Origin of the sequence: Methylovulum sp., from assembly GCF_028687615.1 — a bacterium.
Taxonomy (GTDB): domain Bacteria; phylum Pseudomonadota; class Gammaproteobacteria; order Methylococcales; family Methylomonadaceae; genus Methylovulum.
On record NZ_JAQTZU010000002.1, the window covers coordinates 94,385 to 109,374 of the forward strand.

A 14,990-nucleotide genomic window follows, 5' to 3' on the forward strand; every position below is an offset into this window, starting at 1 on the left:
ACAATGTGGAGTTCTTAGTGTGTATTGCTTAAACATGGAAGGCTAGTTTGCCGTTTATTAAGGGCTTAAATTTGTTGAGTTCTTAGCAGAAGGATGTGAGCCTGAGTGTTCAAGATACCTGGTGTGCCCGCTTCAGTAACGCGGTTTTTTTATTTTTTAGTCTACGAGGATAACATGAAAAAAATATTATTAGGGGCGGCAATTTCTGCTGCTTTATTTGGTGGTGTTGCCAATGCGGCAATCACTTTTGACCCAAAAACCAATATGCCTACTGCGGCTACTTTGGCTGATACACAAGTTGTATACTTGTCTGGTTCATCTGCCCAGGCTGAATTATTTGACAGATCATTGTTAGTGGGTACTAGCGAGAGTATTTGTAAATTAGGCACTGTCCATAAATTTATGGATCCTCCATCAGGCAGCAACCAACTTGTTTATTTGTGTGCATTGAATACTGCGGCTAACGGCAGTGCAACGCCAAACACTAGAATCCCTAGCACGATCACCAAATCGAACATATTGTTATTTAAACGCAACGAAGGTGGTTCAGTTTTTGGTATTTCTCCAATCATTACGCCTGCAGCAATTGCTTTCCTGAACGTCACCACCAACACTAGCCCCTGCACAGTTATAGCACCTGGCTTGTTCGCTTCTACTAGAACTTGTGCATACAGCAAAGACACCAACCGTACTTTGGCGACACCTACTTTTGGTGTTTCTGACGTAAACCCGCAATCATTTACAGTGGCTGGCGAAAACGCTCCAGCGGGCACAGTCCCAGCTGCTCCTCCAGGGCCAACTCCTAGCACTTATCAAGTGGTTTCTGGTCCGGCCACAGTGTTTGGTTTGGCTGTCACCACTAAATTGCGTAAAGCTCTGCAACAAGCGCAATTTGCCGCCAACAGCACTTGTAACCCAACTAACGCCGGTTACAAAGATTTGGCTGGTAATGCGAAAGACACCGCCGATTCAGAACTCTGTATGCCTAACCTGAATTCTGACACCATTGCGGCGATCTTTGCAGCTTATACTGCTCCCTTCTCTCCATTAGTGGCAAATGTCAGTGCGCCTGCTCTAGGAGCCGGTAAAATCCACCAATGGACTCAAATCAAAACAGGTGCCGCAACAAACTTGTTTGACCAAACCATTTCCGCCAACAAACCAGCCAATGCAAAAGTCCATATCTGTAGCCGTACCATTGGTTCAGGCACTAGAGCACAATTTGGTATCAAATTCCTGAATAATACTTGTAGCTTATATAGCTCAAAAGTGGTCAGCCATGCAGACCACACTGCTATTGGGGAACCAGGCCAGTCATTCTTTAAAGCAGGCCCTATCGCCAACCCAGAAAGCCTGTTGAGACCGATGGTCCATGCCATGGCTTCAGGTGGTGGTTTGGAGGAGTGTTTGAATGAATTGGATAATGGTTCTGCCAACACTGCCGGTTCTTTTGCTCCAGGCGAAGCTTATGGCGCTCCGGGCGCAACAGCGGTGCGTTGGGCGATTGGTTTCCACTCACTGGATAAAAACGCCAGTTTGAGCAGCAACTTCCGTTTCATCAAAATTGATGGCGTGTCCCCTTCTTTGGATAAAGTGGCAGCCGGACGTTATCCTGATTGGGTTGAAGGTACTTTCCAATATAACGTCAAAACTTTACCAAGTAGCGGTGTGAAAGATTTGGTGCTGGAAATGATCCGTTCATTTGGTACTCCTTCAGTGGTTAGCTTTGTAAACAAAAGTTCTGGAACCCATACTTGGGGTACTTCAGGCTTCTTGGCTGTGCCTAATGCAGCCCATGCCGCACCACTCAATGGCCTTGTGAACTTGGCAGCCCCTGTCAACCCATTAAGCCATGCGATTTTCCCAGGCACTGGTGCCCAAGCCACCAACGACTGCCGCAATCCTTTGATCTATTCTACTAGCCCAAACAACAACTTGCAGGGCTTGCAAATAAAATAAGACTTTAATGTCGATAGATATTAAGCTTATCGTTTAATGCCAGCTATGGCATGATAGAAAGCCAACCGTCTTCTGGCGGTTGGCTTTTTTGTTTTCAAGTGTAGTTATTAATTTCCCCATAAATTCTTGTGCGGCCTCCTATAAAACTTAGCCAAGAACTTAATGAGGAAATTAATACCTGCAATAAGATTATTAATATTTCACACCAACTAGCCAAAGCCGAGGTTTATCCAGAAGGGTTAGAATGCTGGTTTGTCATCAAAAATTCATATAAGCTTCATAAAATGAAGCATAAGCCTGTCACTAACTACGCCATCTAATCCACTTGTTAGTAAATAAGTTGTTGATTTTATTGATCGACAAAAACACGTCACATACTGAACCTTATCAGATCACAAATACACATGCCTTTATATGACTTTAAGCAAGGTCTACTGGTTAAATCAGTAGTTTTGAGTGTTTTTTTTGGAATCCTTATGCCTGTTGATGCTTTTGCTACTGAAAAGGCGGCGGAGGAGCAGGATGCCCGTTTCGATTTATTTGAATTGCGTGTTAAAGGGAACACCTTGTTGGCACGCACACAGCTAGAGCGGGCTGTTTATCCATTTTTAGGCCCTAAAAAATCCATAGAAACGGTGGAAAAAGCCCGTGGAGCTTTGGAAAAACTTTATCATGCCCAAGGTTATCAAACAGTTGGAGTCGATATTCCTGAGCAAAACGTGCAAAACGGCGTGGTTTATTTGCAGGTAGTCGAAGGCAAAGTATCCCGCCTTCGTGTGAAAGATTCACGTTATTTTTCTTTGGGTAGCATTAAAGCAGGTGTTCCTGAGCTTGCAGAAGGCCATGTGCCCAATATGCCCAAAATGCAGGAGCAGCTTGGTGCGCTCGACAGCCAAAGCAATGACCGCAAAATTACACCGGTGCTTCGTCCTGGTGACGCCCCCGGTACCGTGGATGTGGATTTGAAAGTCAAAGATGATTTGCCTTTACATGGCAGTGTGGCCTTAAATGGACGCAACACTTCATCGACGAGCCTGTTACGCTTAGTATCGACGTTGCACTATGATAACTTGTGGCAAAAATTCCACAGCGCCTCCTTCACTTATCAAGTGTCCCCTGAGGAAAGTGATGAAGTGGATGTGATCGTGGGAACCTACAGCCTACCAATCTTTGACAACGCTGCGAAACTCGCCCTTTATGGGGTTAGTTCATCTTCAAACGCCCAGATAGCTAGCGGTGGGGCCTTGGCGGTGGTCGGTATCGGTGAAATTTACGGGGCGAGATTGATCAAGCCTTTGCGGACGTTGAAAAATTATTCGCATTCATTAGTTGCGGGCATAGACTATAAAAATTTTAAGGAAGATGTTAAGTTGCTAAGTTCAGACACGATAAGAACCCCTATCAGCTATTTACCTTTTTCTTTACAGTACAATTCTTCAATTAGGGGTGAAAAATCCTTCACGTCATTTAATTTGGGTCTTAATTTTTCCGTCCGTGGCCTAGGCAACACCCAGGCAGAGTTTGAAAACAAACGTATTGATTCTAAACCTAATTATGCCGTTTTGCTGGGAGGCCTGAATTTCACCCATGAGTTACCTTACGGGATGGAATTTTTCAGCCGCTTTTCAGGACAACTCGCCAACTCCCCATTAATCAGTAATGAGCAATTTTCATTAGGCGGTATGCAAAGCATACGTGGTTATTTTGAAACCCAGGCTTTAACCGATGACGGTATCATTGCTTCGTTTGAATGGCGTTCTCCCCGTTTGGTGCCAAATAAGATTCAATATATCAATAAATTACAGGCTCTTGTGTTCTTGGATGCAGGTAAGGGCTGGACCCAGGCCGCGCCGTCAGGAACAGCACCGACCAACGAGCTGGCCAGTACAGGAATAGGGACTCGCTTCCAATTATGGAAATATTTTGTTGGTGCATTGGATATAGGATTCCCATTGATTGACCTGCAATCTGTTAAACAGGGCGACCCGAAAGTACATTTCAATATTGCAACAGAATTTTAAAGACTTGGAGCAATTGTAATTGATTAGCTGAGAATTGTTACTTTTGCTTTCCTGATCCTGGCCAGTTTACGCCGACAGAAACTTCTTTTTTGGGGTTAGCGTGGTGGGTATCTAAGGATGCTTATTGGGAGGGTAGTAGCAACCTACTCAGATTTATCAGGACAATCTTAAATACAACTTTGTGACGTAAAACTAGTGCACTCTAATTTTTTGTTTATTGTCGTTAGGCTTTGACATGCTCGAGTTTTTCTTTGGAATAAATAGATTCAATTTTTATGGTAAGTAGGCTAAACCATGGCTAAAAGACTGAAAGAAACACAACAAAAATCCCTAGATACCTTTAGGTTAAGACCGTTGCCGGCATGTATCCGCTTGGCGGTTGCTGGCGGGGTATTGATGGGTTCAGTGACGCCGGTCCAGGCCGAATTACCGATACCTGCTTCAAGTTGGGCGGCAAAAGATATCGCCACGCAACAGATTATTGATAATGGCAGCACTTTGCATATTGACCAGCATGTACAAAATGCTGTCTTAAACTGGGATAAATTTAATGTCGGTGCCAAGAACAAAGTCGAGTTCAACCAACCCAATAGCAGTTCAATTGCTTTAAACCGTATTTTTCAAGGTGCTCCAAGTGAGATACTTGGCAAAATTACCGCCAATGGACAGATATATCTTTATAACCAAAACGGTTTTGTGTTTGGTAAAGATTCAGTGGTGAATGTCAATACCTTAGTGGCTTCAACGCTGGATATTTCAGATGAGGTATTAAATAACGGCTTGGTTCAGCAAGCCGGTAAAGCCATAGATAGGGCCTCGTTAGGTGCAAACAACGATGGTGATCGACCAACAATGGCAAAATCGTTTGTTAGGGTTGAACAAGGGGCCAAGATTCAAGCGAATGGCGATGCCAACAATGACGGCTTGGTTATTCTGGCGGCTCCCACGGTCGAAAATAAAGGCTCTATTTCCACGAATGAATTTGGCCAAGTTATTCTCGTAGGTAGCAAAGATAAAGTTTATTTACAAGCTGCTGATAATCAAAGCCCTTTTTCCGGTTTGTTGGTGGAAGTTGAAACGGGGGGCAATGTATCCAATGTCGGCGACATATTGGTTAGGCAGGGTAATATTACTTTGGAAGGCTTCGCCGTTAATCAGGAAGGGCGTTTGACAGCAACAACTTCAGTCAATGTCAACGGTTCGATACGCTTATTGGCACAAGAAAAGCACAGCATTGAAAGTGGTAATTTTCTGGCGACCAAGACTATCCGTGATACCGGTTCGGATCGAAGTTCCTCAGTGACTTTTGGTGCCAAGAGCGTGACCGAAATTGTCGGCGACACGGAAACCAAAGACACGGCGATTGATAGCAAGTCCCAGACCCAATCCTATATAGAAGTGGTTGCCAATAAAATTCATATGAAAAGCGGGGCGCAGATAACGGCCCCTAATGCTGATATAAATATGGTGGCCACCGATGATTTGACTGTTATTGACCGCACCAGAATAGAAAATGGCAAACGTTTATTTAATGTCGTTTTAAAAAACAAAGATGCGACCCGCCAAACTCAAGGCCGTATTTTTATCGAAGAAGGTGCTGTTATCGATGTGTCCGGCAATAAAAACGTCAAAGTTGCAATGGAGCGTAATGTTGGTGAAGTATCAGTACAAACCTTTGATTTACGCGACTCGCCATTTCAGAAAGGTGGGGTCTTACAAGGGCAGACAGTCCGCATTGACACCCGTAAAGATACAAAAATTGTTGATGCCACTGGTGCCGTAAACAGTATTCAGAGGACTATTGATGAGCGCCTGACCAAAGGCGGCAATATCAATCTTTCTGCCAATGGTGACGTGGTCATTAATAGCGGTGCGGTGGTCAATATTTCGGGAGGTTCAATTGATTATCAGGATGGGTACATCAATACAACCAAATTGTTGACGGATTACGGCAAGATTGTTGACATCAGCGAGGCTGATCCCAATGAGAAATATGTATCAATTTTGGGTGTTTACAAAGAGGTGCATGAAAAATGGGGTATCACCAAGATATGGGATAACTCTGCGTTGTTTGGAATGCGGCAATTTGAGAAAGGTTACACACAGGGCCAGGATGCCGGCAAGATCAATATCCAAGCCCCTCTATTATCCTGGAATGCGAATTTGATAGCAGGTTCTAGCGCGGGTGCTTATCAGCGCGACTTGGCCAATCAGCCATTTGGTGGTTCGTTTATCGTAAACCAAGATAGAACCCTGGAAAAAGATCTTATTTCTTTGCAAGATGTCATTATCCAGTCCGAAGAAAATAATTTTGCATTAAAAAATATAAGCGCCCCATTTCCTACCAAACCAGACGAGACGACTCCGACTCCTTTGATTTTGTCAAGCTCCCTGTTTAACGGCTCAGGTATTCAAAACGTGCTCGTCAGGACGGGCGGCAATATCAAAATCAACAAAACGGTTACGCTTGATAAATTAGGTGCGGACATCTCATTGGATGGAGGCAGTGTCGATGTGTACGGTAAAATTTACTCGGCAGGTGGTGAAATCAACTTGAACACCAATACCTATGGTGTTGACCGCGGTCAAAGCGGTGAAATTACCCTTGGGAGGGCGGCCATGTTGGATGTGTCGGGCCGTTGGATAAATGATTACCAATTGGGGTTTGCCGCCATTCCAGTTGATCCATTGTTGATTGATGGCGGTTCTGTCAACTTGACGGCTGTCCGTGATTTAAAAATAAATGCCGGCGCTTCCATTAAGGCCGATGGCGGTGCGCATTTATCTATTAATAATACATTGACAGAAGGAAAGGGAGGAGATATTAGCCTAGCGGCGGTTGGTTATTTGGGTGCCCCGAGTGTCCTCCATCTTAATGGAAAATTGTCGGCTTGGGGATTGTCGGAGGGTGGCAGTTTAAATCTAACCAGTGCCAAAATTGCAGTCGGCTCATTTGCAACAACACCTGACAGCAATGGTATTGCCCCCTTGGTTTTGAGTGTTACTAACGGCAATTTTGACAAATTGGCAAATTCCGGTTTTAGCAAAATCAATCTTGAAAGCAAATTTGACAACCTAAAAGTGAGTGGCGACACCCATTTGACCTTGTTGGCAAAAAACCGTGTGTTGGATGGTGATTTTAGCCAGCATGCCAGTGGTAAGCAGTTGCTCAAATTTTCGCATGTTGAAACATTGCCTGAACATTTGCGCAATCCTGTGGATTTGAACCTGACCGCGCAGGATGATGTGGTATTGGCAACGGGTAGCGAGATTATTGCTGATACAGGTGCGTCCATCGATTTGGTCTCCCACAATGCGGGTATTTTTGTCGATGGCAAAATTTCCGCTCCTGCGGGTTCCATTAATTTAAGTATTGATGTCAATGACGCCTCTTCACCTTTATATAATCCGGCACAAGCAATATGGTTAGGCAGCCATTCACAGTTGTTGGCTGCGGGGGCAACCATTAGACAGCCGCTTGATGCCTCGAACAGGCGTTTAGGTGACGTGTTGGATGGTGGCAAAGTCAGTTTAACGGCAAACCGCGGATATGTCGTACAAGAAGAAGGCTCTTTGATTGATGTGTCGGGTACGCAGGCCGTGTTGGATTTACCGGTTATTGATGGCAATAGCACGGTCAACAGTTATCAGCCTAAGAATATAGGTTCCAATGCCGGTTCAATTGCCATTGCATCTGGGGAAGGTGTTGTCCTTGAAGGGAGCATTAAAGGACAGGCGGGTTCAAAAACCACCAATAATGGTCGCTTTGATTTAACATTAAATCCTGATATTCGCGGCGTAACCGATGACAATACCTCTTTTCCGAACGGACCAACTGTAATTAAGGTTACCCAGCATAAGGAAAATGTTCTTAGTGGCAAGGCTTCTTATGGTGATTCATTGGATGACCTGGGTTTAAATGGTGTGGCAACAGTCAGTAGCGATTTTATTGAGAATGGCAATTTCGGTGATGTGCGTTTGACGGATCCCGATGAGATTCGGTTTGTTGGCAGTGTCGATCTGAATACTAAAGCCCGCATAGAATTGAATACTCAAAAAATTGGTTGGGAAGCAGCCAGTGGTTCCAAAGAGAATACCGTCAAGTTGGACACTGCTTATTTTAAGGCGGGTTTGGATGTAAACGTTACCAATACAAGTTTTAATGCCGCACTAAAGAAAGGCGAGGGAAAATTAACAACAAATTCTCTTTGGACTGAATTGGTCGGCCCTACCCGTTGGGACAGCTTCAAGCAGATTAACTTTAAAAGCACTCATGAGCTGCGGGTTAGGGGGGTTTATGACACCACGCAACAAAAATATCTCGGTTCTTTAAAAACGGCTGCAAATCTGAACTTAAACGCCAGCCAAATTTATCCCAGCACACTAACTGAATTTACTTTTACCGTTGACCAAAAAGCCAGTCCTAATGGCAGAATTAATATAACTGGAAGAAACACCGATGAGACCCCGTTGTCCGCTGACGGTGTTTTAAATTTTGTTGCCCCAAACATTAATCAAAATGGCGTGTTAAAAGCACCATTTGGTGCGATCAATTTAAATGCGGGTACCCGTTTAACCTTAGGTGGCAAGAGCCTGACATCCGTTTCTGCTGACGGCAAACTGATCCCTTTTGGTAATACGCTAGGCGGACTTTTTTGGATTTATCCTAAATTTGATGAAAGAAGGTTGGTTTTTAACGCTAAATCGCAGGATTATCGACCGATTCAGTCCAAGCAAGTGAATTTGACCGCACCTGATATAGAGTTGGCGAAAGGCAGCAAAATAGATGTTTCTGGCGGCGGTGATTTGCTTTCTTATGAGTTTATTCCTAATTCAGGAGGCGGAACTAATGATTATTTGGATTCCATTAGCCCTTCCTATCAAGGTGGTTTTGCTATAGTTCCTTCGTTTGGTTCATCGCTGGCTCCTTATGATCCGTTACAACAACAGGACTTTGCCAAATTGACTGCTGAACAACAGGCCATTTACGGTGAGGGTAATAAAGTCTATTTGAGTGGCTCAGGTCAATTACCGGCAGGGAACTATACAATATTGCCGGCGCGTTATGCTTTGTTACCGGGCGCCTTTTTAGTCACCCCGCAAGCGAATACACAGGATCAAGTGCTGACAACTTATAATGCCGCTGATCAGACGATAGTCAGCGGTCATTTTGCTAATGCGGGCGCAAAAACACATGATGCGCGGTCCAGTGGTTTTTTACTTGAATCAGGTGATGAAGTCCGTAAACATTCTCAATATATAGAAGAAACCGCCAACTCATTTTTTGTAAAACAAGCTATTCTCAAAGAAACTACTGTGCCGTTGATCCCCAAAGACAGCGGTCAAATTGCTATAGATGTGGCAAATAAATTGATTGTCGAAGGTTCGATTAACTCCACTCCTATGACGGATGTTAATGGTGTCGGGCGTGGCGGTAAACTGGATATCACTACCAATAACAACATCAAAATTGTTGATGCTTTAAGCGTTACAGATAAACCAGGAACCTTGGAAATTCTGGCGAATGGTTTAAATAACTTGAATCTCGACAGTTTGTTCTTAGGCGGTGTCCGTAGTCGGGATAATGCGACCGGGCAAACGAATTTATTAGTAAAAACGGCAAATGTAGAGGTCGATAACGGCGTCAATATTAAAGTTAAAGATTTGATTGTCGCCGCCAAAAATAAAGTGTCTATCGATAGTGACGCAGTGTTGACGGCTAGCGGTGAAGTCAACACTGGCGATACCGTACTTAAAGTCACTAATTACGGTGCATTGTTGAGGGTTTCGGGCGACAAACAAATCAGTTTGAGTGACGAATCTACACGCAATAGCTCTCAAGGTGAATTGACCATTGGTGCAGGCGCGGTGATAAATGGCATAACCAAAGGAAATGTTTCAACATTAAAGTCGGTCTTATTGGACGGCAGCAAAAACACCCGGCTTGCGGGTGATATTTTGATGACGGGAGGTTCTCTTAGCCTGTACGCCAATGCCATCAATCTCGGTGAATTGAGCAATGACATGCCAGGGGCATTAAATTTATCAAATCAAAAATTATCGCATTTATCTGTCGATGAATTACAACTCAATAGCCGCCAAGCCATTAATTTATATGGCAGTGTCGGTCAAGTTGGCGGTGATGGGCAATTTCTGACTGAAGGTGGCGAAGTCGTGCCATTGCATTTTGGTAGCTTGTTAATCGACGCGGCGGGTTTTTCGGGTTTTGACAACCAAGGAAAATCAGTAAGATTGCAAGCCGATAGCCTGATTCTTCAAAATTCAACCGGAGCGGCCAGCGTTGCCGGTACAGGAAACGGCCGGCTTGATTTTTTAACCAATAACTATACCCAAGGTGCAGGACGGTTTGCTTTCAATGGCTTTAACACTGTCAATGTCAAGCCATTATCATCAAGCGAACAAGCAAGCCACTTTCATATTGATGGTGAAAGCGTAGTAACTGTTGCTGGTGATTTGAATATCAAAACTGATTATCTCGCCGGAACAGGTGGTGCTGATTTGGTCATCAATGCGGCGGGCCATAAGGTTAATTTTACCAATGCAGGGCATGTTGATAACACGGTGGCCAGTGGATTTGGTGCAGGAGTCAGTATCTTGGCTGATGATATTGATTTTAATACCACGGCTTTATTGTATTCCGGCAAATTGGCATTACACGCCACTCAGGGCGGTGTGGTGGTCGGGGAACAAGCTAAAATTGATCTGTCCGGTAAAGAAGTGAAGTTTGCCGATGTTAAACAGTACACCCCAGGAGGCGTGTTCAGTGCCGAGGCGGATCAGGGCAAAATAACGCTGTCCGCCAATTCCAATGTGAACTTGAATAGCGGTGGCGGTGGTGCTGAAGGTGGACGTCTGATTTTAAAAGCACCTAAACAAACGATAGATTGGTCAGGGATGGTCACCGCAACATCCGGCAGTGCCGTGGTGGATATTAAGAATTTCAGTCCATCAATGGGTTTCGTTGATTGGATGGGCATTTTGGCTAAGGCCGGAATTTCTGAATCCCTTTATTTCCGTACCCGTGAAAGTGATATTGTCCAAGGTGGCGATAATACCATTAAAGCCAAAGCTGTCAGTTTGGTGGCGGATCAAGGTGCGATAAATTTATCAGGAACGATTAATACCGATGGCGGGGCAGAGGGCGGTGCCATCGAGTTATATGCAGGCGATAAAATTACTTTGCAAAACGGTAGTGTTTTGACCTCTAAAGGAGTTAAAGGCGGTAAGGTTTTGCTGTCATCTGTTGATGCCGATAAAGACGGAATCAGTGGTATTGCCCTCCAATCGGGTGCATCAATTGATGTTACTGGCAGTGCGGTCCGGGGAGGGGAGGTTGTCTTGCGGGCTCTGCGTGACAGTACTGGCAAAGTCATTAACATAAGCCCGATTGCCGAAAATGTTGTTAAGGGGGCGGCCAATTACTATGCTGAAGGTGTGCAAAAATATGGTAACGCTGATATAGCCAATGGTGAAATAAATAGCACAGTCATTGCCACGATTAAATCAGATACTGATGCGTATATGACTGCTGCCAATATGCAGCAGGTCAATGATCAAATTGATAGCAAAATCCAATTGCGTGCGGGTGTGGAAATTGACTACACAGGTAATTTAACCGTCAAAGACAAATGGGATTTTCAAGAATGGCGATATGGCGATGATATAGCCGGCAACTTGGTCATGAGCGCCACTGGTAAGCTGACCATCGCCAATTCCATCTCTGATGCCTATAAACGTGGCTTTGATGCTTTTTTTAATCAGGTTGATATATTACAGGGTGGTAATTCCTGGTCTTACCAATTAACCGCAGGTGCAGATCTACATAGTGCGGACAATTTCGCAACGATCAATAATTCCGGGCATAATTTGGAAATTCAGGGTGCAAAAAATGCTCCGGTGACGGTACGAACCGGCGTAGGCGACATTAAATTGGCGGCTGGCGGCGATATTATTTTTAAAAATCAGTATGCCACCGTGTACAGCGCAGGTAAGCCAACAGAAACACAACGTTACGGTGTTTTGGGTGATTATTTGACCACTACGGATTATGCTTCACTTGTCGATGCTGAATATGCCGTTGACGGCGGTGATCTGGTCTTCAAGGCAGACAACAATATCCAAGGTGCGGTCAGTGATCAATTTATTAGTGAATGGCTAGTGAGGGTGGGCGATTGGGGTAGTAGCCGTCCATTAAACGATGCCACCGACAGCCGGATTGCAACGGCCTGGGGAGTCAATGTAAATACCTTCCGGCAAAATGTAGGTTTGTTTGGTGGCGGCAAGGTTGATATCAACGCGGGTGGGAACATCAATAACTTATCTGTGATGATGCCGACTACCGGCAAACAGATAGGCACATTGGCGGGCGGTAATAACTCATCTGGTGCGCCAAAATTTTCACATAACGTTGTTGACGTGAAAGGTGGTGGACAACTCTTGGTAAAAGCTGGTGGGGATATTGCTGGGGGTGCTTATTTCTTGGGTAAAGGAGATGGCAATATTTCCGCAGATGGCCAAGTGACTGGCGGGAAAGAATTTATTAATGGGCCGCAATTAGTTATGGGGGATGCTACTCTTGCCCTAAGCGCAAAACAGGGCGTCAGTCTGACGGCGGTTTCTGATGCGATGATGCTATCCAATTTAAATCAATTTTATTCCTATACCCAGACCAGTGGCATAACGGTCAAGTCTTTGTCTGGAGACGTAATTCTCGGCGCGGACACCTCTGTAGTCAGAAATAAATTGGGCTTGTTAGGAAGTGAAGATGAAGCCGAAACGATTATTTATCCGAGTTCAGTCGAAACTACCGCCTTCGGTGGTAGTGTCTATGTTGATCAGATCAATTTGTTTCCATCGATATCATCAAAACTGAACATTTTGGCTAAGGAGAGCATTAAAGCCAACACGGCTTCTGAGAGTACGCTTGCCAAGGGCTTTTTCCTGCGTGATGTAGATATAAGCTTGCTGCCTAACTATTTGTCCCCGGTAGATTCGGGCTTTGACCACTTTGTCGGCCCGTTAACGGAAACTAGACGCTTCTTTACTTCATCATTACCTTTATTGCATCGTGATGATAAAGAGCCGGTGCGGTTGATTACCCAAGACGGTGATATTCAAGATATTCAGGCAATTTTTGCAAAACACGCTGTTGTGCAAGCAGGACGCGATTTAAGCAACTTGAGCTTGGACATTCAAAATATTCAAGGCGATGATGTGACCATCCTATCAGCAGGCCGTGATATTAACTATGATGTCCCGCTAGATGACGATTTCGGTTTTTTGATTGTGAACAACGCGACCGCTCCATTCTTGCAAATTTCAGGTCCTGGGGATGTTTTGGTCAAGACCGGACGTAACTTAGATTTAGGCGTGTCAAAAGGTTTGCTCACGGTGGGTGGGGAATTAAACTCAAATTTAGACAGTAAAGGCGCAAATGTCAGCGTTTTGGCGGGTTTAAACGGATATGGCCTAAATTACACGGGATTTATCAGCAAGTATTTAGAAGACTACCCTTTAGATAACAATTTTGATGCGGTAAGCGGGCTGATAACGACATTTATTCACGAGCGTTTGGGTGATGACAACATTACCACGCCAGAAGCGTTGAAATTATTCAAAAACTTGGATCTAACCGAGTATGCCGGTATACAGGGTAAACTCAACGCACTTATCCTGCCTGTTTACCAAAACAACGGCCAGCTCTCCTATCAAGGTATTAGCAACCAAGAGATCATTGACTCCCTTAAAGGCAATGGTAAGGTCAGCTATGACACCTTGATCGATAAATATTTGCAACATTTTGCCGTGGCGGAGCAGTTTAATAGTGCCTATGGTGTTATCACTGGTTTTATGCGTGATCGATTGGGTAGCAAGGATCTTACCGATGCCCAGGCTCTGGCTTTGTTCAAAGTTCTTGAAAGTGATGACTATTTAAGTATCCAGCAACAACTCAATAACGCGGTGTTACCTGTATATTTCAACGAGATAAAAGAATCAGGGGCCGCTTCGGCGAATGACAAAGCTTCTGGAAATGATAGGGCGTATGCTGCCATCAATACCTTATTCCCTGGCAGCGAGTTAAAAACTGACGATCAAAAGTTTCCATGGGCAGGCAATGTCAACCTTACTTTTAGTACGATACAAACAGTTGAGGGCGGCGATATAAACCTGTTGGTGCCCGGTGGAAAAGTCAGTGCCGGATTATCATTTGCTTTCCCGGGCTTGGAGTTTGATGAAAAAACGAATGAAGACGGTAAGAAGCCTTCTGATCTAGGCATTATTGCCCAAAAAGAAGGGGATATTAATGCGGTCGTCCGGGATGATTTTACAGTCAACTTGTCGCGTGTGTTCACCCAAGTGGGTGGGAATATCACTATTTGGTCAACTGAAGGGAATATTGATGCTGGGCGTGGTGCAAAAACAGCCTTGTCAGTTCCTGAAACGGTGGTGATTCCGTCAAATTATGGGAAAAAATCGGTTGTCAGACCGGCTGTTTCCGGTAGTGGCGTCCGTGCCGCAGCCCCTCAGGATAGCCTTACCGGGCAAGGGGATGTCTTCCTATTTGCGCCTGGCGGTATCGTTAATGCCGGTGAGGCCGGTATCGGCGGCAGTAACGTGACCATTTCCGCAACTGCCGTATTGGGGGCCAATAACATCCAGGTAGGTGGCGTAAGCACCGGGGTGCCTACGGCATCGGTCGGTAGTCTTGCGGCTGGCTTATCTGGTGTAAGCAACTTAAGTGCCAGTGTCAGCCAAATTGCCCAGGCTGCAACTGATACCTCTGAAAAAGACAAATCCGATAAATCAGATAAAAGCGCGAAATTGGGTATTTTAAGCGTTGATTTTATTGGTTATGGTGATGAAACAACCGACACCAAAAATAAAAACAAATCCCGTCCCGCATCTTAAACAGCATCAAGCTCTTTATGGTTATTTAATATCAAGGGAATACAACATAAGTTGCTATTCCCTTGTTTATCTTATGTGACA

The 14,990-nt window shown here is 44.6% G+C and carries 3 protein-coding genes; all 3 read left to right on the forward strand.

Going from position 1 to position 14,990, the window contains the following annotated elements; translation table 11 throughout:
• Positions 1-174: 174 nt before the first annotated feature.
• The 3 genes from PHH59_RS01790 (at position 175) to PHH59_RS01800 (ending at position 14,909) form a co-directional block, all read left to right on the forward strand.
• Positions 175-1,959, forward strand: a complete 1,785-nt coding sequence (locus PHH59_RS01790) for a hypothetical protein (RefSeq protein ID WP_300010285.1) — start codon at positions 175-177, stop codon at positions 1,957-1,959.
• Between the two features lie 404 nt (positions 1,960-2,363).
• Entirely contained in the window at positions 2,364-3,980 is a 1,617-nt protein-coding gene (locus PHH59_RS01795; RefSeq protein ID WP_300010288.1) for a ShlB/FhaC/HecB family hemolysin secretion/activation protein, read from the forward strand.
• Positions 3,981-4,376: 396 nt separating this feature from the next.
• Complete coding sequence (locus PHH59_RS01800; protein ID WP_366904439.1) at positions 4,377-14,909, forward strand: filamentous haemagglutinin family protein; 10,533 nt, start codon at positions 4,377-4,379, stop codon at positions 14,907-14,909.
• Positions 14,910-14,990: the final 81 nt, after the last annotated feature.

Excerpts from the sequence above, each read along its gene's own strand:
- PHH59_RS01790 (WP_300010285.1), top strand. The coding sequence starts at position 175 with ATGAAAAAAATATTATTAGGGGCGGCAATTTCTGCTGCTTTATTTGGT.
- PHH59_RS01800 (WP_366904439.1), top strand. The coding sequence starts at position 4,377 with ATGGGTTCAGTGACGCCGGTCCAGGCCGAATTACCGATACCTGCTTCA.
- PHH59_RS01795 (WP_300010288.1), top strand. The coding sequence starts at position 2,364 with ATGCCTTTATATGACTTTAAGCAAGGTCTACTGGTTAAATCAGTAGTT.